Source organism: Streptomyces sp. NPDC031121 (assembly GCF_055570615.1).
Map to the genome: position 1 here is coordinate 28,841 of NZ_JBVIGV010000015.1, position 26,423 is coordinate 55,263.

The 26,423-nt window shown below is 75.3% G+C and carries 22 protein-coding genes and 1 riboswitch; of the genes, 13 read left to right on the top strand and 9 right to left on the bottom strand.

Annotation, left to right across the window (positions count from 1 at the left end):
* The first annotated feature begins 325 nt into the window (after nucleotides 1-325).
* The 8 genes from hpnC (at nucleotide 326) to ACZ462_RS26115 (ending at nucleotide 10,139) form a co-directional block, all read left to right on the top strand.
* The gene (hpnC, locus tag ACZ462_RS26080; RefSeq protein WP_467805404.1) at nucleotides 326-1,261 is read left to right on the top strand and encodes a squalene synthase HpnC; all 936 of its coding nucleotides are present in this window, start codon (nucleotides 326-328) and stop codon (nucleotides 1,259-1,261) included.
* Nucleotides 1,258-2,226 carry a presqualene diphosphate synthase HpnD gene (gene hpnD / locus ACZ462_RS26085; RefSeq protein WP_467805405.1) on the top strand — a complete coding sequence of 323 codons (969 nt, stop codon included), beginning with the start codon at nucleotides 1,258-1,260 and terminating at the stop codon, nucleotides 2,224-2,226. The genes hpnC and hpnD overlap by 4 nt, the downstream gene beginning before the upstream one ends.
* On the top strand, nucleotides 2,223-3,626 hold the full coding sequence (gene hpnE / locus ACZ462_RS26090; protein ID WP_467805406.1) for a hydroxysqualene dehydroxylase HpnE: 1,404 nt from the start codon (nucleotides 2,223-2,225) through the stop codon (nucleotides 3,624-3,626). Before hpnD ends, hpnE begins: the two co-directional genes overlap by 4 nt.
* A gap of 53 nt (nucleotides 3,627-3,679) precedes the next feature.
* Nucleotides 3,680-4,774: a polyprenyl synthetase family protein gene (locus ACZ462_RS26095; RefSeq protein ID WP_467805521.1), complete on the top strand. Its 1,095-nt coding sequence runs from the start codon at nucleotides 3,680-3,682 to the stop codon at nucleotides 4,772-4,774.
* A gap of 124 nt (nucleotides 4,775-4,898) precedes the next feature.
* The gene (gene shc / locus ACZ462_RS26100) at nucleotides 4,899-7,013 is read left to right on the top strand and encodes a squalene--hopene cyclase (RefSeq protein ID WP_467805407.1); all 2,115 of its coding nucleotides are present in this window, start codon (nucleotides 4,899-4,901) and stop codon (nucleotides 7,011-7,013) included.
* Complete coding sequence (locus ACZ462_RS26105; RefSeq protein WP_467805409.1) at nucleotides 7,013-7,672, top strand: phosphorylase family protein; 660 nt, start codon at nucleotides 7,013-7,015, stop codon at nucleotides 7,670-7,672. Before shc ends, ACZ462_RS26105 begins: the two co-directional genes overlap by 1 nt.
* Before the next feature lie 5 nt (nucleotides 7,673-7,677).
* Nucleotides 7,678-8,709, top strand: a complete 1,032-nt coding sequence (gene hpnH, locus ACZ462_RS26110; protein WP_467805410.1) for an adenosyl-hopene transferase HpnH — start codon at nucleotides 7,678-7,680, stop codon at nucleotides 8,707-8,709.
* Nucleotides 8,706-10,139: an aspartate aminotransferase family protein gene (locus ACZ462_RS26115; RefSeq protein WP_467805412.1), complete on the top strand. Its 1,434-nt coding sequence runs from the start codon at nucleotides 8,706-8,708 to the stop codon at nucleotides 10,137-10,139. The genes hpnH and ACZ462_RS26115 overlap by 4 nt, the downstream gene beginning before the upstream one ends.
* Before the next feature lie 49 nt (nucleotides 10,140-10,188).
* On the opposite strand, the gene ACZ462_RS26120 is transcribed toward ACZ462_RS26115, so the two are convergent.
* Complete coding sequence (locus tag ACZ462_RS26120) at nucleotides 10,189-11,007, bottom strand: tyrosine-protein phosphatase (protein ID WP_467805413.1); 819 nt, start codon at nucleotides 11,005-11,007, stop codon at nucleotides 10,189-10,191.
* A gap of 310 nt (nucleotides 11,008-11,317) precedes the next feature.
* Nucleotides 11,318-11,502: riboswitch (cyclic di-AMP (ydaO/yuaA leader) on the top strand.
* A 4-nt stretch (nucleotides 11,503-11,506) separates the two neighbouring features.
* On the opposite strand from ACZ462_RS26120, the gene ACZ462_RS26125 reads away from it, so the two are divergent.
* From ACZ462_RS26125 to ACZ462_RS26140, 4 genes are all read left to right on the top strand, one after another.
* Nucleotides 11,507-12,472 carry a M23 family metallopeptidase gene (locus ACZ462_RS26125; protein WP_467805415.1) on the top strand — a complete coding sequence of 322 codons (966 nt, stop codon included), beginning with the start codon at nucleotides 11,507-11,509 and terminating at the stop codon, nucleotides 12,470-12,472.
* A 178-nt stretch (nucleotides 12,473-12,650) separates the two neighbouring features.
* The gene (locus tag ACZ462_RS26130) at nucleotides 12,651-13,439 is read left to right on the top strand and encodes an SGNH/GDSL hydrolase family protein (protein WP_467805416.1); all 789 of its coding nucleotides are present in this window, start codon (nucleotides 12,651-12,653) and stop codon (nucleotides 13,437-13,439) included.
* Between the two features lie 151 nt (nucleotides 13,440-13,590).
* Entirely contained in the window at nucleotides 13,591-14,808 is a 1,218-nt protein-coding gene (locus ACZ462_RS26135) for an MBL fold metallo-hydrolase (protein ID WP_467805417.1), read from the top strand.
* A 117-nt stretch (nucleotides 14,809-14,925) separates the two neighbouring features.
* Nucleotides 14,926-15,495, top strand: a complete 570-nt coding sequence (locus ACZ462_RS26140) for a GNAT family N-acetyltransferase (protein WP_467805418.1) — start codon at nucleotides 14,926-14,928, stop codon at nucleotides 15,493-15,495.
* Here the strand turns inward: ACZ462_RS26140 and ACZ462_RS26145 are convergent.
* Genes ACZ462_RS26145 through ACZ462_RS26160 form a run of 4 tightly spaced genes read right to left on the bottom strand, consistent with a single transcriptional unit; the run spans nucleotide 15,471 to nucleotide 19,672 of the window.
* Entirely contained in the window at nucleotides 15,471-16,214 is a 744-nt protein-coding gene (locus ACZ462_RS26145) for a nucleoside 2-deoxyribosyltransferase domain-containing protein (protein WP_467805419.1), read from the bottom strand. The genes ACZ462_RS26140 and ACZ462_RS26145 overlap by 25 nt on opposite strands.
* A gap of 7 nt (nucleotides 16,215-16,221) precedes the next feature.
* Nucleotides 16,222-17,133, bottom strand: coding sequence for an alpha/beta fold hydrolase (locus ACZ462_RS26150; protein ID WP_467805420.1), 912 nt, complete (start codon nucleotides 17,131-17,133; stop codon nucleotides 16,222-16,224).
* The gene (locus ACZ462_RS26155; RefSeq protein ID WP_467805421.1) at nucleotides 17,130-18,152 is read right to left on the bottom strand and encodes a macrolide 2'-phosphotransferase; all 1,023 of its coding nucleotides are present in this window, start codon (nucleotides 18,150-18,152) and stop codon (nucleotides 17,130-17,132) included. The genes ACZ462_RS26150 and ACZ462_RS26155 overlap by 4 nt, the downstream gene beginning before the upstream one ends.
* Entirely contained in the window at nucleotides 18,149-19,672 is a 1,524-nt protein-coding gene (locus ACZ462_RS26160) for an AMP-binding protein (protein ID WP_467805422.1), read from the bottom strand. The genes ACZ462_RS26155 and ACZ462_RS26160 overlap by 4 nt, the downstream gene beginning before the upstream one ends.
* A 46-nt stretch (nucleotides 19,673-19,718) precedes the next feature.
* On the opposite strand from ACZ462_RS26160, the gene ACZ462_RS26165 reads away from it, so the two are divergent.
* Nucleotides 19,719-21,326, top strand: a complete 1,608-nt coding sequence (locus ACZ462_RS26165; protein WP_467805424.1) for a CocE/NonD family hydrolase — start codon at nucleotides 19,719-19,721, stop codon at nucleotides 21,324-21,326.
* Here the strand turns inward: ACZ462_RS26165 and ACZ462_RS26170 are convergent.
* Genes ACZ462_RS26170 through ACZ462_RS26185 form a run of 4 tightly spaced genes read right to left on the bottom strand, consistent with a single transcriptional unit; the run spans nucleotide 21,291 to nucleotide 26,377 of the window.
* Nucleotides 21,291-22,370 (bottom strand): glycosyltransferase family 2 protein, encoded by a 1,080-nt coding sequence (locus tag ACZ462_RS26170; RefSeq protein WP_467805426.1) that lies wholly within the window; start codon nucleotides 22,368-22,370, stop codon nucleotides 21,291-21,293. The two genes, ACZ462_RS26165 and ACZ462_RS26170, sit on opposite strands and share 36 nt — an antisense overlap.
* Nucleotides 22,371-22,426: 56 nt before the next feature.
* The gene (locus ACZ462_RS26175; protein WP_467805427.1) at nucleotides 22,427-23,659 is read right to left on the bottom strand and encodes an ATP-grasp domain-containing protein; all 1,233 of its coding nucleotides are present in this window, start codon (nucleotides 23,657-23,659) and stop codon (nucleotides 22,427-22,429) included.
* Nucleotides 23,652-24,356: a PIG-L deacetylase family protein gene (locus tag ACZ462_RS26180; RefSeq protein WP_467805429.1), complete on the bottom strand. Its 705-nt coding sequence runs from the start codon at nucleotides 24,354-24,356 to the stop codon at nucleotides 23,652-23,654. The genes ACZ462_RS26175 and ACZ462_RS26180 overlap by 8 nt, the downstream gene beginning before the upstream one ends.
* Complete coding sequence (locus ACZ462_RS26185; protein ID WP_467805430.1) at nucleotides 24,353-26,377, bottom strand: NAD-dependent epimerase/dehydratase family protein; 2,025 nt, start codon at nucleotides 26,375-26,377, stop codon at nucleotides 24,353-24,355. The genes ACZ462_RS26180 and ACZ462_RS26185 overlap by 4 nt, the downstream gene beginning before the upstream one ends.
* Nucleotides 26,378-26,423 lie beyond the last annotated feature (46 nt).

Sequence of the window (26,423 nt, forward strand, 5' to 3'; positions counted from 1 at the left end):
GGGGCCCCCGCCGCGCCGAGCGGCGGGGGTCCTCGCATGTCCCCGCGCGGTGCGGGGCATTCACGGCCGACATTCGGTGGCGCTGTGAATACCCCAGAGCGTTCCGCGGCGTTGTACAGCGTAAGCTGGGGCGGTCCTGAATCGCGGCAAGAGGGGACGATTCCCCGCAGGTGAACGGCCTGGGGCGCCCCGGGGAAAGTCCGGCGGCGTGTCCGAAATAGGATGCATTGGGTCGGCAGTGTAGAACGGGAGATATGACGGCAATGGCTACGGGAATTCTCCGGCCCCCAGGCATTACGGCCGTCCCCGCCGCGGGCGGCGGGCGGTGACCCCGGCGCACGGCATCCGTCCCCGGCCGGCCCCGGCCCCCGACGCCCACACGAGCGCCACCCTCGACAAGGCCCGGGCGGAGAACTTCCCCGTGGCCCCCGCGTTCCTCCCGCGCGCCTGGCGCGACGGGCTGACCGCCGTCTACGGATACGCCCGACTCGTCGACGACATCGGCGACGGCGACCTCGCACCCGGCGGCCGCGACGCCCTCCTCCTCGGCCTCGACCCTGCCGCCGCGGACGACCGGCCCGCCATGCTCGACGCCCTCGAAGCCGACCTGCGGCGCGTCTTCGGCGCCGGGACCCCGCCCCGCCACCCGCTCCTCGCGGCCCTGCGGCCCGTCGTCCACGACCACGGCCTCACCCCCGAGCCGTTCCTCGCCCTGATCGAGGCCAACCGCCAGGACCAGCACACCACCCGCTACGCGACGTACGGCGACCTCCTCGCCTACTGCGAGCTGTCCGCGAACTCCGTCGGCCGGCTCGTCCTCTCCCTCACCGGCACCTCCACCCCCGAGCGGATCCGCCGGTCCGACGCGATCTGCACCGCCCTCCAGATCGTCGAACACCTCCAGGACGTCTCCGAGGACCTCGGCCGCGACCGCATCTACCTCCCCGCCGAGGACATGCGCCGCTTCCGCGTCGGCGAGAGCGACCTCGCCGCCGCGACCGCCGGCGCCTCCGTCCGCTCCCTCATCGCCCACGAGGCCGCCCGCGCCCGCGACCTCCTCGACGAGGGCACCCCGCTGGTCGGCAGCGTCCGCGGACGCCTGCGCCTGCTCCTCGCCGGCTTCACCGGCGGCGGCCGCGCCGCCCTGCGCGCCATCGCCGACGCCGGCTTCGACGTCCTTCCCGGCCCTCCCAAGCCCACCAGGAGCGGCCTGCTCCGCGAGGTGGCCGCCGTCCTGCGCACCGCGCCGAGAAAGGGGTGAGCCCGACCGTGGAGGGTTCCGCACACACCACCGCGCCGTCCGCGCAGGTCCAGGCTGCCTACAGCTACTGCGAGGCCGTCACCGGCACGCAGGCGCGCAACTTCGCCTACGGCATCAGGCTCCTGCCCGCCGACAAGCGCCAGGCCATGTCCGCGCTGTACGCCTTCTCCCGGCGCGTCGACGACATCGGCGACGGCCCCTTGCCGCCCGACGCCAAGTACGCCCGCCTGGAGGAGACCCGCGCCCTCCTCGGCAGGGTCCGCTCCGGCGCCGTCGACGAGGACGACACCGACCCCGTCGCGGTCGCCCTCGCCCACGCCGCCCGCCGCTTCCCCATCCCCCTCGGCGGACTCGACGAGCTCATCGACGGCGTCCTCATGGACGTCCGCGGCGAGACCTACGCCACCTGGGACGACCTGAAGGCCTACTGCCGCTGCGTCGCCGGGGCCATCGGACGGCTCTCCCTCGGCGTCTTCGGCACCGCCGACGCCGCCGGACCGCGCGCCGAGCACGCCTCCGCGTACGCCGACACCCTCGGCCTCGCCCTCCAGCTCACCAACATCCTCCGCGACGTCCGCGAGGACGCCGGCAACGGCCGCACCTACCTGCCCGCCGAGGACCTCGCCAAGTTCGGCTGCGACCCGGCCGACTTCCGCACCGGCCGGCTCCCCGCCTCGGCCGACTTCGCCGGCCTCGTCCACCACGAAGTCCGCCGCGCCCGCACCCTGTTCGCCGAGGGCTACCGGCTGCTGCCGCTCCTCGACCGCCGCAGCGGAGCCTGCGTCGCCGCGATGGCCGGCATCTACCGCCGCCTCCTGGACCGCATCGAACGCGAACCGGACGCCGTCCTGCGCGGCCGCGTCTCCCTGCCCACCCACGAGAAGGCGTACGTCGCCGTGCGCGGCCTGTCCGGCCTCGACGCGCGGACCATCACCCGCCAGAGCACGCGGAGGCGCATCCGATGACCCCCACGACCGGCTCCCCGGACCCCGGCGCCGGCCGCCGCGCCGTCGTCGTCGGCGGCGGCCTCGCCGGCACCACCGCCGCCCTGGAACTCGCCGACGCCGGCCTGCGGGTGACCCTCCTGGAGGGCCGCCCCCGGCTCGGCGGCCTCGCGTTCTCCTTCAAGCGCGGCGACCTCACCGTCGACAACGGCCAGCACGTCTACCTCCGCTGCTGCACCGCCTACCGGTGGTTCCTCGACCGCGTCGGCGGCGCCGCCCTCGCCCCCCTCCAGGACCGGCTCGACGTCCCCGTCCTCGACGTCGCCCACCCCCGCGGCCCCCGCCTCGGCCGGCTGCGCCGCAACGCCCTGCCCGTCCCCCTGCACCTGGCCGCCTCCCTCGCCCGCTACCCCCACCTCACGCCCGCCGAACGCGCCGGAGTCGGCCGCGCCGCCCTCGCACTCGGCCGCCTCGACCCCGCCGACCCGGCCCTCGACGGCGTCGACTTCGCGACCTGGCTGGGCCGCCACGGGCAGAGCCCGCGCACCGTCGAGGCCCTGTGGGACCTCATCGGCGTCGCCACCCTCAACGCCACCGCCGACCGGGCCTCCCTCGGCCTCGCCGCCATGGTCTTCAAGACCGGCCTGCTCTCCGGCAACGGCTCCGCCGACATCGGCTGGGCCCGCGTGCCCCTCGGCCACCTCCACGACACCCTTGCCCGCCAGGCCCTCGACGCCGCCGGCGTGCACACCGGACTGCGTGCCCGCGCCACCGCCGTCACCCGCCTCGCGGACGGCACCTGGCAGGTCGCCACCGAGGACGGCACCCTCGACGCGGACACCGTCGTCCTCGCCGTCCCCCAGCGCGAGGCCCACGCACTCCTCCCGCCCGGCGCCCTCGCCGACCCCGACCGGCTCCTCGACATCGACACCGCGCCGATCCTCAACGTCCACGTCGTCTACGACCGCAAGGTGCTCCGGCAGCCGTTCTTCGCCGCCCTCGGCACCCCCGTCCAGTGGGTCTTCGACCGCACCGACTCCTCCGGACTGCCCGACGGCGGCCAGTACCTCGCGGTGTCCCAGTCCGCCGCCCAGGACGACATCGACGAGCCGGTGTCCGTCCTGCGCGCCAAGTACCTCCCCGAACTGGAGCGCCTGCTGCCCGCCGCACGCGGCGCGAAGGTACGGGACTTCTTCGTGACCCGGGAGCGGACCGCCACGTTCGCCCCCACCCCCGGCGTCGGCCGGCTCCGCCCCGGTGCGCGGACCGACACGCCGGGCCTCTATCTCGCCGGTGCGTGGACCGCCACCGGCTGGCCCGCGACCATGGAGAGTGCCGTCCGGAGCGGATGGGACGCGGCGCACGCCGCGCTCACCGCGCTCGGCCGCCACCGCGCCCACCCCCTGACGGAGGCGGCATGACGATCATCAGCACGAACGGCAGCGCAGCACGCACAGGAAACAGAGGAGAGCCAGTGAACCCGGGGAACCCGGCTGTCGAGAACACGGATGCCGGCAAGGGAGCCGCGGAGGCGGCCGCGGCGGACACCCTCGCCCTCCTGGAGCGCGGGCGCACGCTGTCCACCCCCGTGCTCCGCGCCGCGGTCGACCGGCTCGCCGCACCCATGGACACCGTCGCCGCCTACCACTTCGGCTGGATCGACGCCCACGGCAACCCGGCGGACGGAGACGGCGGCAAGGCCGTCCGACCCGCCCTCGCCCTGCTGTCCGCCGAGGCCGCGGGCGCCCCCGCCGAGGTCGGCATCCCCGGCGCCGTCGCCGTCGAACTCGTCCACAACTTCTCGCTGCTGCACGACGACCTGATGGACGGCGACGAGCAGCGCCGGCACCGCGACACCGTCTGGAAGGTCCACGGCCCCGCCCAGGCCATCCTCGTCGGCGACGCCCTGTTCGCCCTCGCCAACGAGGTCCTGCTGGAACTCGGCACCGTCGAGGCCGGCCGCGCCACCCGCCGCCTGACCACCGCCACCCGCAAGCTCATCGACGGGCAGGCGCAGGACATCTCCTACGAGCACCGCGAGCGCGTCAGCGTCGAGGAGTGCCTGGAGATGGAGGGCAACAAGACCGGAGCCCTCCTCGCCTGCGCCGTCTCCATCGGCGCCGTCCTCGGCGGCGCCGACGACCGCACCGCCGACAAGCTGGAGGAGTACGGCTACCACCTCGGGCTCGCCTTCCAGGCCGTCGACGACCTCCTCGGCATCTGGGGCGACCCCGAGTCCACCGGCAAGCAGACCTGGAGCGACCTGCGCCAGCGCAAGAAGTCCCTCCCGGTCGTCGCCGCGCTCGCCGCGGGCGGCCCCGCCGCCGAGGAACTCGGCGAACTCCTCGCCGCCGACGCCAAGAGCAACGACTTCGAGAACTTCTCCGAGGAGGAGTTCGCCGCCCGCGCCGCCCTCATCGAAGCGGCCGGCGGACGCGCCTGGACGGCGGAGGAGGCGCGCCGCCAGCACGCCGTCGCCATCCGGGCCCTCGACGGCGTCGACATGCCCCAGCGGGTCCGCGACCAGCTGGTCGCCCTCGCCGACTTCGTCGTCGTACGCAAGAAGTGACCGCCACCCTCGTCACCCGGGTCCGGATATGACGCGCGAGTCGCCGGCCGGCGCCCCCACCTGAGCGGCGCCGGCCGACGGCAGACCCCAGCACAGCAGAAGCCACTGCACGTAAGGGGAAGCCATGACAGCGACGACCGACGGCACCGGCTCCCGGGACGCCGATCCGGAGGACACCACCACGGCCCCGCCGCCCGCCGGCGCGGCCCGCACCGGCCTGTGCGCCGGCCCCCGCACGGGCAGCCGCGACGGGGCCGGCCGCACCGCCCCCGCACGCACCGCGGCGGCCCTCCCGCACCCCGCCGGCCCGCCCGACGTCCACGAGGCCGCCGCGCGGGCCGTGCGCCACCTCCTCGACCGGCAGGACCCGGCCGGCTGGTGGAAGGGCGACCTGGAGACCAACGTCACCATGGACGCCGAGGACCTCCTGCTGCGCCAGTTCCTCGGCATCCGCGACGAGGCCACCACCGCGGCCGCCGCCCGCCACATCCGCGGCGGCCAGCGCGCCGACGGCGCCTGGGCCACCTTCCACGAAGGACCGCCCGACCTGTCCGCCACCGTCGAGGCGTACGTCGCCCTCCGCCTGGCCGGCGACGCCCCCGACGCGCCCCACATGTCCCGCGCCTCCGCGTGGATCCGCGCCCACGGCGGCATCGCCGCCGCCCGCGTCTTCACCCGGATCTGGCTCGCCCTCTTCGGCTGGTGGAGCTGGGACGACCTGCCCGAACTCCCGCCCGAACTGGTCTTCCTGCCGCCCTGGGTGCCGCTGAACATCTACGACTTCGGCTGCTGGGCCCGGCAGACCATCGTCCCGCTGACCATCGTCTCCGCGCTCCGCCCCGTCCGCCCCGGGCCCTTCGCCCTGGACGAACTCCACACCGACGCGCGCCGGCCCGTCCCGCCGCGCAGGTACGCACCCCTCGGCTCGGTGGACGGCCTGTTCCAGCGCATGGACCGGGCCCTGCACCTCTACCGCCGGTTCGCGCCCCGCCCGCTGCGCAAGGCGGCCATGGACACCGCCGCCCGCTGGATCATCGAACGGCAGGAGAACGACGGCTGCTGGGGCGGCATCCAGCCCCCGGCCGTCTACTCCCTGATCGCCCTGCACCTCCTCGGCTACGACCTCGGGCACCCGGTGATGCGGGCCGGCCTGGAATCCCTGGACCGGTTCGCCGTCTGGCGCGAGGACACCGCCCCCGGCCCGGACGGCCTCCCCGGCGCCCCCGCGCCCGTCCGCATGGTCGAGGCCTGCCAGTCCCCGGTCTGGGACACCTGCCTCGCCGCCATCGCCCTGGCCGACGCCGGCCTGCCCCCCGACCACCCGGCCCTCGTCAAGGCCGCCGACTGGATGCTCGGCGAGGAGATCACCCGCACCGGCGACTGGGCCGTCCGCCGACCCGGACTCGCCCCCGGCGGCTGGGCGTTCGAGTTCCACAACGACAACTACCCCGACATCGACGACACCGCCGAAGTGGTCCTCGCCCTGCGCCGCGTCGCCCACCCCGACCCCGACCGCCTCGACGCCGCCGTCGACCGGGCCGTCACCTGGACCCTCGGCATGCAGTCCGGCGACGGGGCCTGGGCCGCCTTCGACGCCGACAACACCAGCACCCTGCCCAACCGGCTGCCCTTCTGCGACTTCGGGGAGGTCGTCGACCCGCCCTCCGCCGACGTCACCGCCCACGTCGTGGAGATGCTCGCCGCCGAGGGCCGCGCCCGCGACCCCCGCACCCGCCGCGGCATCGCCTGGCTCCTCGACCGGCAGGAGCCCGACGGGAGCTGGTTCGGCCGCTGGGGCACCAACTACGTCTACGGCACAGGCTCCGTCCTCCCCGCCCTCGCCGCCGCCGGGATCCCCGCCGCGCACCCCGCCGTGCGGCGCGCCGTCGCCTGGCTGGAGTCCGTGCAGAACGACGACGGCGGCTGGGGCGAGGACCAGCGCTCCTACCAGGACCCCGGCACCTGGGCCGGACGCGGGGCCTCCACCCCCTCGCAGACCGCCTGGGCGCTGATGGCGCTCCTGGCCGCGGGGGAGCGCGGTGGCAAGGCCGTCGAACGCGGCATCGCCCACCTCGTGCGCACCCAGCTCCCCGACGGCACCTGGGACGAGCCGCACTTCACCGGCACCGGCTTCCCCTGGGACTTCTCCATCAACTACCACCTCTACCGGCACGTGTTCCCGCTCACCGCCCTCGGCCGCTACCTGTACGGGGAGCCCTTCGCGCCCGGGACGCCCTGATGCCCGCCCGGCCCGGGCCCCCCGGGGCGGCCCCGCTGCTCGTCGCCTGCGCCCTGCGCATCGAGCGGGCGGCCCTCGGCGGCGGGCGGGGCGCGCCGCCCGGCACCACCGTCCTGCGCACCGGGATGGGGCCGCGGGCCGCCGAGCGGGCCGTCGTACGGGCGCTCGCCGCGCCGGAGCTGGCCGGGGCGGCCGTCCTCGCCACGGGGTTCTGCGCCGGGCTCGTCCCCGGCATGCACCCCGGCGACCTCGTCGTCGCCGACGAGGCCCGCGACCCCCGCGGGACCGTCGCCTGCACCGGCGCCGCCCGGCTCGCGGAGGCGCTGGCCCGTGCCGCCCCCGGCCGCACCGTGCACACCGGGGTCCTCACCGGCTCCGACCACGTGGTCCGCGGGCAGGAGCGGGCCCGGCTGCGCGCCGGCGGCGCCATCGGCGTCGACATGGAGTCGGCCGCCACCCTGTGGGCGGCGACCCAAGCCGTCGGCGCGGACGGCGGGATCCGCCCCGTTGCGGCCGTCCGGGTGGTCGTGGACGCCCCGGAGCACGAGCTCGTCCGCATCGGCACCCTGCGCGGTGGAATATCGGCCTTCCGTGTACTGCGTGCCCTACTGCCTGCTTTTCACGACTGGCACCGTTCTTCGCCGCTCCCCAGGAGGTGAGCCAGATGGCCATGCCGCTGCGACAGTCCATCAGGGTCGGGACCTATCTGATCGAACAGAAGCTCCGCAAGCGCGACAAGTTCCCCCTGATCGTCGAGCTGGAGCCGCTCTACGCCTGCAACCTGGCCTGCGAGGGCTGCGGGAAGATCCAGCACCCGGCGGGGGTGCTCAAACAGCGCATGCCGGTCGCCCAGGCGGTCGGCGCCGTCCTGGAGTCCGGGGCGCCGATGGTGTCCATCGCGGGCGGCGAGCCGCTGATGCACCCGCAGATCGACGAGATCGTGCGCCAGTTGGTCGCCCGCCGCAAGTACGTGTTCCTGTGCACGAACGCGCTGCTGCTCCGCAAGAAGATCGCGAAGTTCACCCCGTCCCCCTACTTCGCCTTCGCCGTGCACATCGACGGGCTGCGCGAACGCCACGACGAGTCCGTGGCCAAGGAAGGCGTCTTCGACGAGGCCGTCGAGGCCATCAAGGAGGCGAAGAGGCGCGGATTCCGGGTGACGACGAACTCGACGTTCTTCAACACCGACACCCCCCAGACGGTCATCGAGGTGCTGAACTACCTCAACGACGACCTCCAGGTCGACGAAATGATGATCTCGCCCGCCTACGCCTACGAAAAGGCACCCGACCAGGAGCACTTCCTGGGCGTCGACCAGACCAGAGAACTCTTCAGAAAGGCCTTCGCAGGCGGAAACCGCCGCCGCTGGCGCCTCAACCACTCGCCCCTCTTCCTGGACTTCCTGGAGGGCAGGGCCGATTTCCCCTGCACCGCCTGGGCCATTCCCAATTACTCCCTCTTCGGCTGGCAGCGCCCCTGCTACCTGATGAGCGACGGGTACGTGCCCACCTACCGGGAGCTGGTCGAGGAGACCGACTGGAGCAAGTACGGCCGCGGCAAGGACCCGCGGTGCGCGAACTGCATGGCGCACTGCGGCTACGAGCCGACCGCCGTCCTCGCCACCATGGGCTCGCTGAAGGAGTCGCTGCGCGCGGCCCGCGAGACGGTCGGCGGCAGCCGGGGCGGCCGGGCATGACCGAGGCGCCGGAGGCGGGCGGCGTGCGCGGGCCGGGCCCGGGCGCGGGCCCCGGCTTCGACCTGCGGGCGCTGCTGGCCGAGCGGGGCGCCGAGCGGTACGAGCTGCACGCGCGCCACCTCAACCCGCAGCTGCCCCGCATGCTGCACACCATCGGCTTCGACAAGGTCTACGAGCGGGCCGAGGGCGCCCACTTCTGGGACGCCGAGGGCAACGACCACCTGGACATGCTGGCCGGGTTCGGGGTCATGGGGCTCGGCCGCCACCACCCCGTGGTCCGCAGGGCACTGCACGACGTCCTCGACGCCGGACTCGCCGACCTGACCCGCTTCGACTGCCCGCCGCTGCCGGGCCTGCTCGCGGAGCGGCTGCTCTCGTACAGCCCGCACCTGGACCGCGTCTTCTTCGGCAACAGCGGCACCGAGGCCGTCGAGACCGCCCTGAAGTTCGCCCGGTACGCCACCGGGCGGCCCAGGGTCCTCTACTGCGACCACGCCTTCCACGGGCTGACGACCGGCGCCCTGTCGGTCAACGGGGAGCGCGGCTTCCGCGACGGCTTCGCGCCGCTGCTGCCGGACACCCGGATCGCGCTCGGCGACCTGGCCGCCCTGGAGCGGGAGCTGCGGCGCGGGGACGTCGCCGCGTTCGTCGTCGAGCCGATCCAGGGGAAGGGCGTGCACGCCGCCCCGCCGGGCTTCCTGGCCGCGGCCCAGGAGCTGCTGCACCGGCACAAGGCGCTGCTCATCGCGGACGAGGTGCAGACCGGCATCGGACGTACCGGTGACTTCTACGCGTACCAGCACGAGCCGGGCGTCGAGCCGGACCTGGTGTGCGTGGCCAAGGCGCTGTCGGGCGGGTACGTCCCCGTCGGCGCCACCCTGGGCCGGGACTGGATCTTCCGCAAGGTGTACTCGTCCATGGACCGGGTGCTCGTCCACTCCGCCAGCTTCGGCTCCAACGCACAGGCGATGGCCGCCGGGCTGGCGGTGCTGTCCGTCATGGAGGACGAGCGGCTGGTGGACCGGGCCCGTGCGACGGGCGACCTGCTGCGCGGGCGGCTGGCCGCGCTCGTCGGCGACTACGAGCTGCTGCACGAGGTGCGGGGGCGCGGGCTGATGATCGGCATCGAGTTCGGGAGGCCGTCCTCGCTGCGGCTGCGCAGCCGGTGGACGGTGCTCCAGGCCGCCCGCAAGGGGCTCTTCGCGCAGATGGTCGTGGTGCCGCTGCTGCGACGGCACCGGATCCTGACCCAGGTGTCGGGGGACCGCCTGGAGGTCATCAAGCTGATCCCGCCGCTGGTGATCGACGAGGCGGACGTCGACCGGTTCGTCGTGGCCTTCCGCGAGGTCATGGACGAGGCGCACGACGGCGGCGGGCTGATGTGGGAGTTCGGGCGGACGCTCGTCAGGCAGGCGGCCGCGGGGAGCTGAGCGGTCCGGGGGCGCCGGCGGCCGGCCGGCGCCCTGCGGTCGCGGGCGTTCAGACGAGCAGCCGGCCGCGGAGGCGGTCCAGGGTGGCGGGGGAGAGGCGCAGGCCCTCGGCCAGGTAGCGGTCGGTGCCGCCCCACTGCGCGTTGATGGTGTCGAAGGCCGCGTCCAGGTAGGCGGCGCGGGCGTCGAAGAGCGGCGCGAGGAGTTCCGCGGCCTCGGGGGAGCGGGCCTCGGGGATGCCGCTGCCGGGGCGCACCCGGTAGCGGCGGTGCGGGGCGTTCGACTCCAGGTAGTCCGCCAGGATCGCCTCCCGCTCCACGCCGAGCGCGAGGAGCGTGACGGCGATCGCGACTCCGGCCCGGTCCTTGCCGGCGGCGCAGTGCATCAGCGCCGGGACGCTGTCCTCGGCCAGCGCGTGCACCACCCGGCTGTGCTCGGCCGTGCGCTCCACGACCATCACGCGGTAGGAGTCCGCCATCCGGGCGGCTGCCCTGCCGCCGCCGAGGACGCCGCGGAGCTGCTCGGTGTCGCCGTCGCGCACCATCCTCCAGAAGTCCTCGCCGGCTGCCGGGTCCGAGAGCGGGATGTTGAGGTTGCGCACGCCGGCGAGGGGGATGTCGGGCCCCTCCAGGGCCTGGTCGACGGCGTTGCGGAAGTCGAAGACGGTGTGCAGGCCCAGCGATTCGAGGAATTCTGCATCGCTTTCGGTGGCATGTGCCAGATGTCCGCTTCGGAAGAGTCGTCCCGACCTGACCTGCCGTCCGTCCAGGGCCGGGAGGCCGCCCACGTCGCGGAAGTTGCGTACGCCGGCCAGTTGCGGCTCGGGTGCCGGTCCGGCCGGCGGGGGCGAGGGTATCTGCTGGGTCACGTGGATCCTCCGCATCGTCACCGGATGTCCGAATTGAGCTGCTTGGGGCCAACATGCCGCCGTCGGAGGGGAGATCGGGCGCAGCCCCGTGAGCCAGATCATACGGTGACCGTGCGTGCCCGAGGGGGAAACGCGAATGCCCCGGCCGGAGGGGCTGTTGGCACAAGCGAATGGACACAGGGTGACCGGAATTCCGCCGGAATCGCGTTCCTGTGAATCCGTCAGGAAATTCGCGGCTTGTTCCGCCCCGTCGGACTGGATTACGTTCGCGACCGATCCGGACGGACCGCCTAATCCTGCCGCCGCCCGGAAACCGCACTCGACCATTCACGCGACCGGCAGGAGCGGGGGAACCAGGTAGGCCGCCGTCGCCGGAGTTCCGCTCCGGAAACGGCTCGGGGTGAAGCCGTGCACGTCCCGCTCGCGGGGCCGTGCCGGCCGGACAGCTCCCGGTCCGAACCCGACAGCTCACCTCGCAGGCGCCGGAGAGGAATCCGCCATGCCGGCAAAGGGCAAGCACCGCCGACCGAAGTCCCGCACGATGGCCCGGGGTTTCGCCGCCGCCGGAACCGGAGGCGCCGCGCTCGCGCTCCCGCTGCTCGGCGCCGCCGGCGCCCACGCGGCCCCCGCCGCCCCCGCGGCGGCCCCGCAGACCCCCTCGGCGGTGCAGGCGGAGCCCGTCGCCGCCGCGCCGGCCCCGGCCGCCGTCCCCGCCGTCTACACCGTCGTTCCGGGCGACTGCCTGTCCACCATCGCCGCGGACCGCGGCGTGGAGGGCGGCTGGCAGCGGCTCTACGCCGACAACCGCGAGGCCGTCGGCGCCGACCCGTCCCTGATCCACCCCGGCCTCCGGCTCCACCTCGGCGCACCGGGTGCGGCCGAGGCCGCGGCCCCCGCCGGGAAGCCGGCCGCCGCCCCGAAGAAGAAGTCCCCCGCCCCGGCGGCGGCAGCGGCCGCCGGCCAGCGGACCGCCAAGGCCGCGGCCGAGCGGCAGGTCGCCGCCCCGAAGGCGTCCGCCCCGCAGGCCGCCGCACCCGCCGCACCCGCCGCCCCGGCCGCCGCCGGATTCGTCGCCCCCGTCGGCGGCGGCGTCTCCACCGCGTACCGGACCGCCGGCGCCATGTGGTCCAGCGGCTACCACACCGGCGTCGACTTCATCGCGAGCTCCGGCACCCAGGTCCGGGCCGTCGGCGCCGGCACCGTCGTCTCCGCCGGCTGGAGCGGCGCGTACGGCAACGAGGTCGTCATCCGGCACGCCGACGGCAAGTACTCCCAGTACGCCCACCTCTCCCAGCTGTCCGTGACCGCCGGCCAGAGCGTCACCGCCGGCCAGAGCATCGGCCTCTCCGGCTCCACCGGCAACTCCACCGGCCCGCACCTGCACTTCGAGATCCGCACCGGCCAGTCCTACGGCTCCGACATCGACCCGATCGCCTACCTCCGCTCCAAGGGCGTGACCATCTGATCCCCGCCCCGACAGGGGCGGCCGGACCCGTGCGGGGCCGGGACCCGAGGGGGGTCCCGGCCCCGCACGCACTCGCCGAACCGACCGGGTGGTACAGATCACGGCCCGTCAACCCCTTCCTACGGTGGCGTAGGTCACGTGCCGGGGTGAAAAATACGGTCTCGTGGCAGTGACGACGATGACAGAGACGACAGCGACCGCACGCAGGACCATCGGCTCGTACACGGCGATCGGGGACAGCTTCACCGAAGGGGTCGGCGACCCCGGGCCCGACGGGAAGTTCCTCGGCTGGGCGGACCGCCTGGCCGTCCTCCTGGCCGACCGGCGGCCCGAAGGCGACTTCCGCTACGCGAACCTGGCGGTACGCGGCCGCCTGCTGGACCAGATCGTGGCCGAACAGGTCCCGCGCGCCAAGGAGCTCGCCCCGGACATGGTCAGCTTCTGCGCCGGCGGGAACGACATCATCCGCCCCGGCAGCGACCCCGACGCCGTCGCCGAGCGCTTCGAGGCGGCCGTCGCCGACCTGACCGGTGTCGTCGGCCTCGTCATGATCACCACCGGCTTCGACACGCGCGGGGTGCCCGTCCTCAAGCACCTGCGCGGCAAGGTCGCCACCTACAGCGCCCACGTGCGGGCCATCGCGGACAAGTACGGCTGCCCGGTCCTCGACCTGTGGTCCCTGAAGTCCGTCCAGGACCGCCGCGCCTGGGACTTCGACCGGCTGCACCTCTCGCCCGAGGGCCACACCCGGGTCGCCCTGCGCGCCGCCCAGGTCCTCGGCCTCGACGTGCCGGCCGACCCCGACCAGCCGTGGCCGCCGCAGCAGCCCCTCAGCTCCGTCGACGCCACCCGCGACAACATCCAGTGGGCCCGCGAGCACCTCGTCCCCTGGATCGGCCGCCGCCTGCGCGGCGAGTCCTCCGGGGACAACGTGGAGGCCAAGCGCCCCGAGCTGCTGCCGCTGTAGTACGGGAGCGGCGGCCGGGCGCGGGAGGCGGCGGGGCGGGGGAGGCCCGCCGCCGGCCGGAGGAATCCTTCGGGGCCGTCGGGCGTTGCCAGGGTACGGGGCCGTGCCGGGCACGGCCCCGCGCCCACATGCCGCACCCCCAGGAGGCGCCTTGACCGGCTCCCGTCCCCCGCTCGCCCAGCTGCGCGCCCTGCGCCCCGAGTCCTTCGGCGCGGACCCCTCCGGCGCGCGGCTGCAGCGGATCCGGAACTCGCCGAACTTCCGGGACGGCGCCTTCCGGAACCCGGTCGGCGCCCGCACCCGGCCCTCCGGCTCCCCGCTCGAACTCGCCAAGGTCTACTTCCGCAAGGACGAGCGGGCCCGCCGCAGCCCGGCCGCGCCCATCCCGGTGCACCCGACGACCCTCGCCGACCTGGCCCGCCCGCCGGCCGGCGGACTGCGCCTGACCTGGATGGGGCACTCCGGCGTCCTCGCCGAGATCGACGGCCGCCGCGTCCTCTTCGACCCGGTCTGGGGCGAGCGGTGCTCCCCCTTCCCCTTCGCCGGCCCCCGCCGCCTGCACCCCGTACCGGCGCCGCTCGCCGCCCTGGGCCCCGTCGACGCCGTCGTCATCTCCCACGACCACTACGACCACCTCGACCTGCCCACCGTCAAGCAGCTCGCCGGGACCGGCACCGTCTTCGCCGTCCCGCTCGGCGTCGGCGCCCACCTGGAGCACTGGGGCGTCCCCGCCGACCGGGTGCGCGAGCTCGACTGGAACGAGAGCACCGACATCGCGGGCCTGACGTTCACCGCCACCCCGGCCCGGCACTTCTGCGGCCGCGGCCTGCGCAACCGGCAGCACACCCTGTGGGCGTCCTGGGTGGTCGCCGGCGCCGAGCACCGGATCTTCCACAGCGGCGACACCGGCTACTTCGACGGCTTCCGCGCCATCGGCGCGGCCCACGGCCCCTTCGACGCCACGATGATCCAGATCGGCGCCTACTCCGACCACTGGCCCGACATCCACATGACCCCGCAGGAGGGCCTCCGCGCCCACCTCGACCTCCAGGGCGGCCGCCCCCACGGCGTCCTGCTGCCGATCCACTGGGGCAGCTTCACCCTGGCCCCGCACGCATGGGCGGAACCGGGGGAGTGGACGAAGGACGAGGCCGAGGAGGCCGGCCAGGCGGTGGCGTTCCCCCGCCCCGGCGAGCCGTTCGAGCCCGCGGGGAAGCTGCCGTCCGACCCGTGGTGGCGGGCGGTGTCCCGGCCGATCGCCCGCCCGTGGCGACGCCCGCCGGCGGCCGCCGACGGTGCGGCCGGGGCCGCCGCCGGGACCGGGACCGGGGCTCGCAGGGCGGACCTGGACCTCGCCGGCGAGCGGTGACCCCCGGAGCACACAGACCGGAGTGCGGGCGGGGCGGGCCGGATCTCGGGTCCGGACCGCCGCCCCATTCGGCCGAAACCCGCCCTCACCCGGGCAGGCCGGTCATAGCCTCGGGCCATGACCACGACCCATGACACGACGTACGAGTTCCGCACCGCACGCCCCGAGGACACCGGGGCCATCGAGGCCCTCGACGGGTCCTTCATTACCGGCACCGTCTTCGAGGTGGCCGTGACCGGCGACGGGTTCGCCCTGCGCGAGGTCCCGGTGGACCCGCCGCTGGTCAAGGTGTTCCCCGAGGACGACGGCAGTGGGGAGGAGGACGGCGAGGAGGGTGAGGACGGAGACAGCCGCACGTTCGTGGCCGTCGGCGCCGGCGGCGGCCTCGCCGGCTTCGCCGCCGTCTCCTACTCCCCGTGGAACCGGCGGCTGACCATCGAGGACATCGAGGTCGCCCCCGGCCACCGCGGCCGGGGCATCGGCCGCACACTGATGCGGCACGCGGTGGACTTCGCCCGCGAACGCGGCGCCGGACACCTGTGGTTGGAAGTGACCAACGTCAACGCCCCGGCCATCCACGCCTACCGCCGGATGGGCTTCGCCTTCTGCGGCCTCGACACCGCCCTGTACCAGGGAACCGAATCCGAGGGCGAGCACGCGCTCTACATGAGCATGCCCTGCCCCTGAGCCGCCAGCAGACGGCTGACGACGGGGCTGCGGCCGTCGCCCGGCGCGACCGTGGCGGTCAGGAGCCAGGCGGCGGCCCCCTCCGGCCCCGATGCCGGCGCGTACCACTCCACGCGCGCGTCCAGCAGCCGGTCACCGGCCTCCCGGCGGGCCGCGTACCACGCCCGGAACTCTTCCGTCCGCCACACCGGCAGCGGCACCGCCCGCTCACCGCCCCCGCGTACGGCCCCCGTCCCGACCGCCCGCAGGGCGGCCCCGGCCGCACCCGCAAGGGTGCGCTCCACCGGCACGCCCAGGGTCTCGGCGAAGTGGAGCAGGTACGCCATGCGCTCGGCCTGCGGCGGCGCCCCGAGCACGGCGCGGCCCGAGCCGCACCACGCGCCCCACTTGATGTTCGACACCAGGCCCGGCAGCCGCGCCATGTCGCGCGGGATCCAGAACAGGATGACGTCGGAGCGGCGCATCGCCTCCTCCTCCCAGGCGATCTGGTCCGCGTACGCCGGGTAGGAGCCGCCGGGCGCCGGCTCGGGCAGGAACACCGCCAGGCGCCCGGCGCCGGACCACAGGGAGCGCAGGGCGGCGACGGCGTCCGGCCGCCACGACGGCTCGGCGGGGTCGGTGGGGGTCGGACCGCACAGGTACACGGCCGCGGTCCACGACTGCGGCGGCTCCTCGCCGACGTGGACGACCGCCACCTCCGGCAGGGCGGGGGCTGACACGGGGGACTCAAGGGACACGGGACACTCCGGGGTCGTCAGGGGCCACGGTGGCGAGGAAGTCGAACAGGAGGGAGTTGAAGGCCTCGGGGCGTTCCAGGAACCCGAGGTGGCCGGCGTCCGGCAGCTGCGCGTAGCGGGCGCCGGGGATCGCGGCGGCGACCTCCCGGCCCAGCGGGGCGGGCGCCAGCACGTCGTCGGCGAAGCCCACGACCAGGACGGGCACCGTGATCCGGCCGAAGGCGGCCAGCCGGTCGGGAACCGGCGGGGCCGGGCGGCAGCCGGCGGCCGACGTGCCCGTCAGCGCGGCGACTTCGAACAAGTCGAGCCATTCTGCCGCGGCGGCCTCGTCGGCGAGGGTCCTGGGGGAGAGGTTCTGCACCAGCCGCACGAAGGCCTCGTACTCCGCGGGCAGCCGGGTCCCGGCCGCGGCGGTCGCGGCCTCGGCCCGCGCCAGCGCCTCGCCCACCGCGTCGGGCCGGCCGCGGGTCGCCGCGAGCAGGGCCCCGCTCGCGAGCTGCGGATCGGTCAGGAGCAGCTCCTGCACGGCGAGCGCGCCGAGGGAGTGGCCCACCAGCGGGCAGGGCGGCAGGCCCAGCGCCGTCAGCAGCTCCCGCAGCCGGTCGGCCAGGTCCGCCGGGCATCCGGCCGCCGGTCCGTGGTCGAAGGTGACCACCCGGCGGCCCGCCGAGGTCAGCGCGGGCACCTGGTGGTGCTCCCAGATCCCCCCGGAGCCGCCCCCGCCCGCGACCAGGACCACCGGCGCTGCCTCCCCCGGCGCGGCGTGTACCGGCTGGTGGAGCGCGTACGCCGTCCCCGCGGGGGTGTGCCCCGCCGTGCGCCCGGGGAGGCCGCGGCGCGTCCCCGGCTCCTGCGGCTCCACGCGCCCGCGGTCGTCGCGGTGCTCCGGCGCGGCCCTCACGGCGCCATCCTGCGCAGCGCCGTCTCGGTCCACGCCGGGCGGCCGGTGTCCAGGCCGCGCAGCGCCACGTGGACCCACAGGAAGGAGGCCCGCGCCAGGATGTGCTCCCGCAGGCCGGGCCGCACCTCGCCGCCCGCCGCCCCGTAGGCCGCCAGGAGGCGGTCGAGGACGGCGGTGCCCCCGGCGTACAGCATGTCCACGAAGTCGGCCGCGGGGTCGCCGACATCGGCGTTGGCCCAGTCCAGCAGGCCGGAGAGGGCCGGCGGGCCCGACGGGGGGCGCACGACCAGGGTGTGCCCGGGGTGTACGTCGCCGTGGACGAGCGCCAGCCGGTCCGGCCACAGCCGCTCGTCGTCCAGCCAGGCCTGCCAGCGGCGCAACCGGGCCTCCGGCAGCGGCAGTTCGGTGCGGGCGCGGGCGAGCCGGTCCGCGATGCGCGCGCGTACGGAGCCGGGGTGGGCCTGGGCGCGGGCCGCGAGGACGGGGGAGTCCTCCAGCGGGGTGCCGTGCACCGCGACCAGGGCCCGGGCGAGGGGCTCCAGGTAGTGCGCGGGGTGGGCCAGCGGGTCCACGGACCAGCCGTAGACCAGGGTTTCGGGATCCTCCGTGCCGGCCGGGGCGCCCGGCAGGCGCGGATAGGCCACCAACTCAGGTGTGTGCAGCCGCCAGTAGGGCACGGGGACGGGGATCCGGTCGCGTACGGCGGCGAGTACGGCGCCCTCGAAGGCCAGTCGGGCCGAGGCCTCGGGGCGGCGCGGCCGGCGCAGGATCCACCAGGTGCCGTCCGTCCCCCGGACGTGCACGACCCGGAAGTCCCAGCCGGACTCGTCGGTGCGGGCGGTCGCCGGATCCAGGACCACGCCCAGCCGTCGCGAGGCGTACGCGGCGAGGCCCGCCGGGTCCGCCGAAGCCGCCGCGGCTGCCGCCCCTGCCGGGTCGGCCGCGGCCGCCTCACCCGGTCCGCGCCGGTCCGCCGCGGTGCCACCGGCTCCCGCGGTCCGCCCCGCCGGCGCGCTCATCGGCCCGCCCCCGTCGCGGCCAGGTACCGGTCCCGTGTGGCAGACCGGTCGACCTTGCCGGTGTGGGTGCGCTCCAGTTCCGCGACCGGTACCAGCAGGCTGGGCACCAGGTGCGGGGCCGCCGACTCCTCCAGCCGGGCGCGGACCCCGGCCGCCACCTCGGCGGGATCGCGGTCGGGCAGCGGGACGAAGAAGGCCGCCAGTGTGCTGTGCTCGCCGCGGTCCACCCGTACGGCGGCCGCCTCCAGCACGCCCGCGCAGCTGCCGACGAGGCCCTCCACCTCGACGAGGTCCACCCGGTGGCCGCGGATCTTGACCTGGTGGTCGGAGCGGCCGCGGAAGACCAGCGCCCCCGAGGGCGCCACCGTGACCAGGTCCCCGGTCCGGTACCAGCGGATGCCGCCCTCCTCGCGGAACCGGGCCGCCGTGGCCTCCGCGGCGGCGTGGTACCCGAGGGCCAGACCGGGCCCGGACACGTGCAGCTCGCCGCTGTCATCGACGTGCTGGCCGACGTGCGGCAGCGGCAGCCCGATGGGCAGGTCGCCGCCCGTGCTCGGCAGTTCGGGCGCGCCCGGTCCGGCGAGCTGCACCGCGTGGGTGACCAGGGCCGTCTCCGTGGATCCGTAGGTGTTGAGCAGCCGCACCCCGTCGGCGCCGAGCCGGTGCCAGCGCTCCAGCATGTCGGCGCGCACCGCCTCGCCGCCGATGACCACCGTGCGCAGGGACGGCGGCAGGGCGGCGCCCTGGTGCAGCAGGTCGCCGGTCAGGCTGTGCCAGAAGCCGGTCGGCAGCACCGCGACCGTGACCTCCTGCTCCTCGGCGACCCGGGCGAAGCCCTCGCGCGCCGCGTCGTCGACGACCAGGGTGGCACCCCCGGTCAGGGTCGGCAGGATCTCCTCCAGGCTCGTGTCCCCGCCCGCGCCGTGGAAGTGCAGGACGGTCGCGTCCGGCCCGATGCCGTACAGGGTCCGCAGCGGCGGCACCACGGCCGTCAGGGCCCGGTGCGGGACCACGACGCCCTTCGGCTCCCCGGTGGAGCCCGAGGTGAACAGGACGTACGCCGGGTCCTCGGGCCGGACACCGCTGTCGGGGAGGACGGCGGCATCGGCAGGCGCGGATGCGGCGGGCGCCCAGCGCGGGCGGACCACGCGCGCGGCCGGCGGCTGCCAGCCGGTGTCGGCGGTCGCGACGGCCTCCTCGACACCGAGCCGGGCCAGGACCGTCTCCAGCCGGGCCGCGGGATGCGCGGCCTCCAGCGGCACGTACGCGCGGCCCGCCGCGAGGACGCCCAGGAGGGCGGCCACGTCGCGGACCGAGTGGTGCACGACCACCCCGACCGGCGGCTGGGGCCCGTCCGTGCGGGGCGCGACGGAGCCGGCCACCTCCAGCACCCAGGCGGCGAGGGTGCCATAGCCGACGACGAGCCCGTTGTCGACGACGGCCGGCCGCGCCGGATCGGTACGGGCCGTCTCGAAGAACGGCTCCAGGAAATGGATTCCGAAAATGCCGGGCGGGTGCATTGTGAATGTCCTCGTCCTGATGGAATATGGGCGGGTGCGAATTGTTGTGGAACACGATCTGGAAATACCCCTGCGCGACGGCACCTTATTGGGTGCCGACCTCTACCGCCCCGACACCGCCGATCCGGTACCGGTGCTGGTGCGCCGGACGCCGTACGGGAAATCGGGCAGCCCGGGCGGCGCCTCCGTCGACGGGCTGCGGCTGGTCCGCGCCGGCTACGCCCTGCTGGTGCAGGACGTCCGCGGACGGTTCGGCTCCGGCGGCGCCTTCGAGCCGTACTGGAACGAGGCGGCGGACGGCGCCGACACCGTCGCATGGGCGGTGCGCCAGCCGTGGTGCGACGGCTCCGCGGGGATGTTCGGCCGCTCCTACGAGGGGATGGCCGCCCTCCTGGCGGCCGCCGAACGCCCGCCGGGCCTCGGCGCGGTCGCCACCCACGTGGCCGGATCGGGCTTCGACGAGGGCTGGACCCGCCAGGGCGGCGCCTTCCAGCTGGGCTTCGTCCTGTACTGGGTGCTCTACGACCTGCTGCTGGAGGGCGCCGGGCTGGAGCGGGCCGAGTGGGAGGAGGTGGTCCGGGCGATCGACGGGATCGACGGGCTCTACCGGGACCCGGACGCCGCCTCGGACCTCCTGGACCGGCTGGCCCCGTACTACCGGCAGTGGCGCGAGCACCCGGGCGGCCACCCGTACTGGCGGCGCGCCGCCCCGCGCGAGTCGTACCCGGCGATCGACGTCCCGGTGCTCCACGTCACCGGCTGGTACGACATATTCCTCGGCGGCGCCCTGGAGAATTACCGGGGAATCCGGGACTGCGGGAATTCCTCGCGGCTGGTGGTCGGTCCGTGGTCCCACTGCATCACCGACGGGATATTCCCGCAGCGCCGTTACGGGCTCGCCGCCGACGAACGCAGCATCGATGTCACCGGAATGCACCTGGAGCATTTCGACCGGCATCTGCGCGGGCGGGCCGGCGCGGCGGCGCCGGAGCCGGTGCGGCTGTTCGTCACCGGCGCCGACGCCTGGCGCACGTTCCCCGACTGGCCCGTCCCCGGCACCCGGGACCTCGTCCTGCACCTGGACGGCCCCCGCCTGACGGACTGCGGCGCCCCCTTGGCGGCCGGCTCCGACCCGCTCCGCCACGACCCGGCCGACCCGGTGCCCACCACGGGCGGTGCCACCGCCCAGCCCGGCCAGTACACCGGCGGCGACTGCGGCCCGCTGGACCAGCGCGAGGTCGAACGGCGCGCCGACGTGCTGTGCTTCACCGGAGAGGAGCTCACCGAGCCGCTGACCGTCGTCGGCGACACCGTCCTGAAGGTGTACGTCACCCCGGACGCCGCGGGCGCCGACGTGGCCGGCAAGCTCGTCGACGTGTACCCCGACGGCCGGGCCGAGCTGCTGTGCGACGGCGTGCGCCGCCTGGCGCCGGGGGCGGACACCGCGTCCGGCCCCGGCGAACCGGTCGAGGTCACCGTCGCGCTGGGCGCGGTCGGCCACGTGTTCCGCGCGGGCCACCGGATCCGCCTGGAGATCGCGGCGAGCAACACGCCGCGCTTCGACGTCCACCCGCCGGTCCCAGCCCACCACACCGTCCACCACGGCGGCGACCACCCCTCACGCCTGCTGCTGCCGCGCCTGTCCGGCGGCTGACGGGCCGGCCGGGCCGGCGGCGTCCGCGTGGAAGACCGACAGGTCGGCCACCTTCTCGATCCGCCGGCCCGCCTCCCAGTGCGCCCGCCGCAGGCGGCGCAGCTGGGCACCGGTCAGCTTGGTGCTGTGCTGCGGGATCGAGCGGACCATCCGCGCCCGCTTGGCGGAGGCGGGGTAGCGGTCGCGCACCCGGTAGGGGTCGTTGAGGAGGTGGTGTGCGGTGCCCACGTGGAAGGCCGCCTTCAGCAGCGCGTAGTACGCCGCCGCGCCCGGGCCCTTGTCGCGGGCGCAGTGCACGAGCGTCCGGGACGCCTCGAACAGCCGCCACACCACCGGCACCGCCGGAGTGGTGAAGACGCCGGTCTCCTGCGCGATGCCCTCGCCGACGCCGTAGCGGAAGTAGCTGCGCATGTTGGCGAAGCCGTGCTGGGCGTCGTGGAAGATCCGGGCCTCCGGCAGGTACACCACGGGAATGCCCGCCAGCTGGAGCCGGAAGTCGAACTCCCGGTCCTCGCACCAGTGGATCAGCTCGTCGAAGTGGTAGCCGCCGATGTGGTCGACGATGGCGCGGTTGTAGATCAGCGGCGGGGACAGCGCACTGACGTAGTCGCCCTCGTCGAACTCCCGCACCCGCGCGGTCAGCCGGCTGAGCAGCCCGTCCGACTCCCCGTACACCACCTGGCCCTTGACCACGGGGGCGGTCAGCACCGCGCGGACCATGGAGCGGACCACGCCGGGGGCGAAGGTGCAGTCGGAGTCCATCAGCAGCAGGTACTGGCGGTCCGTGGCCGCGGCCCCCGCGTTGTAGGCGGCGCCCAGGTTGCCGACGTCCTCGATCTCGGTGACGGTCAGCGGGCGGGGGTGGTCGGCGATCAGCTTCAGGACCGCGTCGCTGGGTCCGTTGAGCGCCAGGACGATCTCGACGTCCTCGTCGATCGAGGCGATGCAGTCGGCGATCCGCAGGTCGTCGCGCAGGGCGATGACCACGCTGGTCCGGGCGATGCCCCGGTCGACCGCCGCCTCGTCCACCACGTCGGTGGCCATGTCGTTCTCCCTCGGCAGGCTGGTGTGCGTACGGTGGGCCCGCGGCCCGGGCCCGGTCACGGCGTCCCCGCCTTGAAGCGCAGCGGCAGGGCGCGCAGGGTGCGCTCGGCGACGGCCTCGGCCTCCTCCGGCCGGTCGGCGTGCGCGATCACGCCGGCCAGGACGTCGGCTCCGCCGCGGTAGGGCGGCACGACGGTGCCCGGCTCCAGGTCCAGGCCCCAGAACACGTCGTACACCCCGGGCCGGCGGGCGACGTCCCGGGGGTCGCCGGCCCACTCGACCACCCCGCCGTCCGCCGGCAGGAACCGCTGCACCACGGCCCGGCTGTGCCGGGGCCGGAGCTCCTCCAGGTCCAGCGGCCGGCCCAGGGCGAGGCGGACCACGTTGGGCAGCGGGTCCACCCCGGTCGCCAGGCGCATCACCTCGGTGGCGATGCGGGCGCCGGTCAGGCGGCAGGTGATCTCCAGGAGGACCACCCGGCCGTCGTGCGTGCGCAGGATGTCGGTGTTGACCACGGCCGGGTCCAGGCGCAGGGCGGCGGCCCCGCGCCGTACGGTGTCGGTGACCTCCTCGATCTGCTCGGCGGTCAGCCGGCTCGGCAGGGTGTCGCCGCCCTCGAAGAAGTGCGGGGCGAACTCCTCCTTGCGCCCGTACTCCCGGTCGGCGAACCCGAAGGGGTGCAGTACGCCGTCGACCACGAAGGCCGCCAGCGTGTGCTCGGTGCCCTCCAGGAACTCCTCGACCACGATCCGCCCGCCGGGACTCAGCCGCAGCGCCTCCTCCGCGAGCGCCCGCACCTGATCGGCGGACTCCGCCTTCAGCACGCCCAGCGAGCCGGTCTGGTCGCTGGGCTTGACGACCACCGGCAGCCCGATGTCCGCCACCGCCCGCACCGCCTCGCCGACGCTCTCGGCGGTGGCGAACCGCGGCAGGTCGAGCCCGGCGGCGCGCAGGATCCGCAGCCGCCGGTCCTTCAGCGTGCAGTCCAGGGCCGTCTCCAGCGGGAGCCCCGGGCAGCCGAAGCGCCGCGCGAGGGTGCTGATCACCGGCGGGTTGTCCGCACCGAGGGAGAACACCCCGTCGATCCGGTCGATGCCGGCCGCCGACAGCTGCGCGAGCACCGCCACCGCGTCGTTCGGATCGACGGCGAGCAGGACGTCGGCCGCGGCGCGGGCCCGGTCCGTCGGACGGTCGGTGGCCACGACCAGCTCCCAGCGGGGCGAGCGCAGTTCGGTCAGCGAGCGGTCCATCCCGGAGCCCAGCCCGCAGACCAGGAGGCGGTCAGTCACGGCCGCCCCCCGCCGGGCCGGCGGCGGGCACGGCGCCCAGGGAGAGCACCTGGAACACCTCCGCGTGCCCCGAGCCGGACGACACCGCCCCGCGGTAGCGGGCCAGGCCGCGGATGCCCTCGTCCCAGGCGGCGTGCCGCAGCTGGGAGGTGTACGCGCGCATCGCCTCGACCTTGGTCTCGATCTGCCCGCCGATGTCCTCGGCGTACTGGAAGCGGGCCATCGGCGCCCACACCTCGTACCCGAGCACCAGGCGGGGCGCCGGCATCGGGGGCCCGCCCGCCTCCTGGAAGAACTCCGACTGCGCCATCCACAGCGCCTCCACGGTCAGCTGGTGGACCATGCGGTGCTCGACGTCGTCGTCGTTGTCGTGCGGCAGGTACACCACCTGCGGCCGCACCTCCCGCAGGACGCGGACCAGGTCCAGGTGGACCCTGCGGGACAGGGCGAAGTCCCGAGAGGGCTCCTCCAGGCGGATGCAGCGGTGCACGCCCAGAGCCTTGGCCGCGGCCTCCGTCTCGGCGGCGAACTCGGCGTCGCTCACCGCGTCGTCGAGGGCGCTGCGCTCACGGCCGATGACGATGACCACCGTCACCCGGGCGCCGTCGCGCACGTGCTTGGCGATGGACCCGCCGCAGCCGATGACGTCGTCGTCGGGATGCGGCGCGACCACCAGGACGTCGCTCAGCCCGGTCATGCGCCGGCCTCCGGGGCTTCCCCGGCCCAGCGCGCCCACTGCCCGGTCAGCTCCACGGCCTCGGCGAACGGGGTGCGCGCCGTGAAGCCCAGGACCCGGCGGGCCTTGTCCACGCCGGCGCGGGCCGTCGAGCGGTACAGGTCCAGCTCCCAGTCCGCCACCGGCTCGCCCGCCGGCACCGTCGAGGGCCCGCCCAGGCCGCGCAGCGCGCGGACCGCGTCGAAGAAGGCGCCCCAGCGCAGCTCCTCGGCGTGGCCGACGAGGAACCGCTCGCCGGCGGCCGCCGCGCTGTCCACGGCCAGCAGCACGGCCTCGGCGAGGTCGTCGACGTACACGGCGTTGCACACACCGCCGCCCGAACCCGCCGGAAGCTGTGCGAAGTCGCTTGCAGGACGCCGGAGTTGCGCGGCGGTCCACTGGCCGCCCCAGGGACCGTGGACGACGCCCGGCTGGATCACCACCGTCTCCAGGCCATCGCCGTGGGCCTCCGCCACCAGCCGCTCGGCGGCGAGCTTCTGCTGCTCGTACTCGCGGTCGGCCGGGTCGGCGGGCCGGGCGGGGGAGTCCTCGGTCAGCGCGCCCGTGACGGCGGGGTCGTAGACGTCGATCGTGCTCAGGTGCACCACGCGGCGCACGCCGGCGGCGCGTGCCGCGGCCAGCACGTTCGCCGTGCCCTCCACGGAGGCGGCCCAGCGGCCGGCCTCGTCGCCGGAGCTGCCGAAGGCGCAGTGGACCACGGTGTCGCAGCCCTCGAACGCCGCCCGGAGCGCGTCGGCGTCCAGCAGGTCGGCCCGGCGGAACTCCAGCCGGTCCTGCGGCAGGACCGACAGCCGCGCGGCCCGGCCGAAGCCGCGGACCACCGGCCGGACCCGGGCCCCGGTGCCGAGGACGAGCCGTTCGACCAGCCTGCCGCCGATGAACCCGCTCCCGCCCGTGACCGCCACCGTGCGGCCGGCGAGCTGCGGCCCCCCGCCGTCGCCCGCGCGGGTGGTCCACGGCTGGGCGGAGGCCTCGCGGGCCGGGCCGCCGTAGCACTCCTGGATCAGCTTCACGACGCGTACGCCGTCCTCGGCGCCGGAGTGCGCCGGGGCGGCGCCGCGCACGGCGGCGGCGAAGTTGGCCAGCTGCTCGGTGAAGAGCAGCTCCCACTCGTCCTGGGCCGGGGCGACGGCGTCCACGTCGCCGCGGTGCAGCTCCACCCCGTCCGCGGTGACCAGGGTGCACTCCCCGGCCGGGAAGTCGGTGCCGATCGTGGCGGTCGCCCGGGTGCCGGTGACCGTGCAGCTGATCCCGAGGTCGCGCAGCCGGCTGAAGTCGCAGCGCACGTCGGTGGAGCCGAAGCGCAGGTCGGCGCGGGCGTCGGTCTCCACCCCGCCGAGGGAGTTGTCCTCGTAGCGGACCACCTCGACGTCCGGGCCGAGCCACCACAGCAGGGTGTCGAAGACGTGCGAGGCGGTGTCGGTGAGCACCCCGCCGCCGGCGAGCCGCCGGTCGAACATCGACCAGGACACGGGCTCGTGGGCGTAGGGGTGGCCCTCCGACCAGTCGACCCGCACCACCTCGCCGAGGTCGCCGCCGTCGATGAGCCGCTTGATCCAGGCGTAGGCGGGGAAGAGGCGCCGCGGGTGGGCCATGGCGAGCACCGGCGCGCCCTCCGCGGCGGCGGCCTCGGCCAGCGCCTCGGCGTCCTCGACCGAGGTGGTCATCGGCTTCTCCAGCAGGACGTGCTTGCCGGCCGCCAGCAGCTCCCGCACGATCGGCGCGTGCAGGGTGTGCGGGGCGACGACCACGGCGGCGTCGAACGCGTCGGCGGCCTCAGCCGGATCGGCGGCGAGCACCACCCGGTCGGCGTCGGTGCCGCCCAGTTCCCGGTAGAGGGCCAGGGCGGCCTCGGCCTGGCGCGGGTCGCGGTCGACGAGGGCGGTCAGCTGGACGTCCCCCTTGAGCGGGGGCAGGGCGGGCAGGTGGCAGCCGCGGGCGGCGGCGCCGCACCCGACGATCGCGAGGCGTACGGGAGGCATGTGTGCTCCAGGGGTCGTGTGAGGAAGGGGAGGGCGAGGGGCGGGG

What these genes read in the sequence shown, in the direction of transcription:
- ACZ462_RS26130 (WP_467805416.1), top strand. Translation starts at nt 12,651, where the DNA reads ATGACAGAGACGACAGCGACCGCACGCAGGACCATCGGCTCGTACACG.
- ACZ462_RS26140 (WP_467805418.1), top strand. Translation starts at nt 14,926, where the DNA reads ATGACCACGACCCATGACACGACGTACGAGTTCCGCACCGCACGCCCC.
- ACZ462_RS26105 (WP_467805409.1), top strand. Translation starts at nt 7,013, where the DNA reads ATGCCCGCCCGGCCCGGGCCCCCCGGGGCGGCCCCGCTGCTCGTCGCC.
- ACZ462_RS26160 (WP_467805422.1), bottom strand. Translation starts at nt 19,672, where the DNA reads ATGCACCCGCCCGGCATTTTCGGAATCCATTTCCTGGAGCCGTTCTTC.
- ACZ462_RS26125 (WP_467805415.1), top strand. Translation starts at nt 11,507, where the DNA reads ATGCCGGCAAAGGGCAAGCACCGCCGACCGAAGTCCCGCACGATGGCC.
- shc (WP_467805407.1), top strand. Translation starts at nt 4,899, where the DNA reads ATGACAGCGACGACCGACGGCACCGGCTCCCGGGACGCCGATCCGGAG.
- ACZ462_RS26170 (WP_467805426.1), bottom strand. Translation starts at nt 22,370, where the DNA reads ATGGCCACCGACGTGGTGGACGAGGCGGCGGTCGACCGGGGCATCGCC.
- ACZ462_RS26180 (WP_467805429.1), bottom strand. Translation starts at nt 24,356, where the DNA reads ATGACCGGGCTGAGCGACGTCCTGGTGGTCGCGCCGCATCCCGACGAC.
- hpnE (WP_467805406.1), top strand. Translation starts at nt 2,223, where the DNA reads ATGACCCCCACGACCGGCTCCCCGGACCCCGGCGCCGGCCGCCGCGCC.
- ACZ462_RS26115 (WP_467805412.1), top strand. Translation starts at nt 8,706, where the DNA reads ATGACCGAGGCGCCGGAGGCGGGCGGCGTGCGCGGGCCGGGCCCGGGC.
- hpnH (WP_467805410.1), top strand. Translation starts at nt 7,678, where the DNA reads ATGGCCATGCCGCTGCGACAGTCCATCAGGGTCGGGACCTATCTGATC.
- ACZ462_RS26185 (WP_467805430.1), bottom strand. Translation starts at nt 26,377, where the DNA reads ATGCCTCCCGTACGCCTCGCGATCGTCGGGTGCGGCGCCGCCGCCCGC.
- ACZ462_RS26155 (WP_467805421.1), bottom strand. Translation starts at nt 18,152, where the DNA reads ATGAGCGCGCCGGCGGGGCGGACCGCGGGAGCCGGTGGCACCGCGGCG.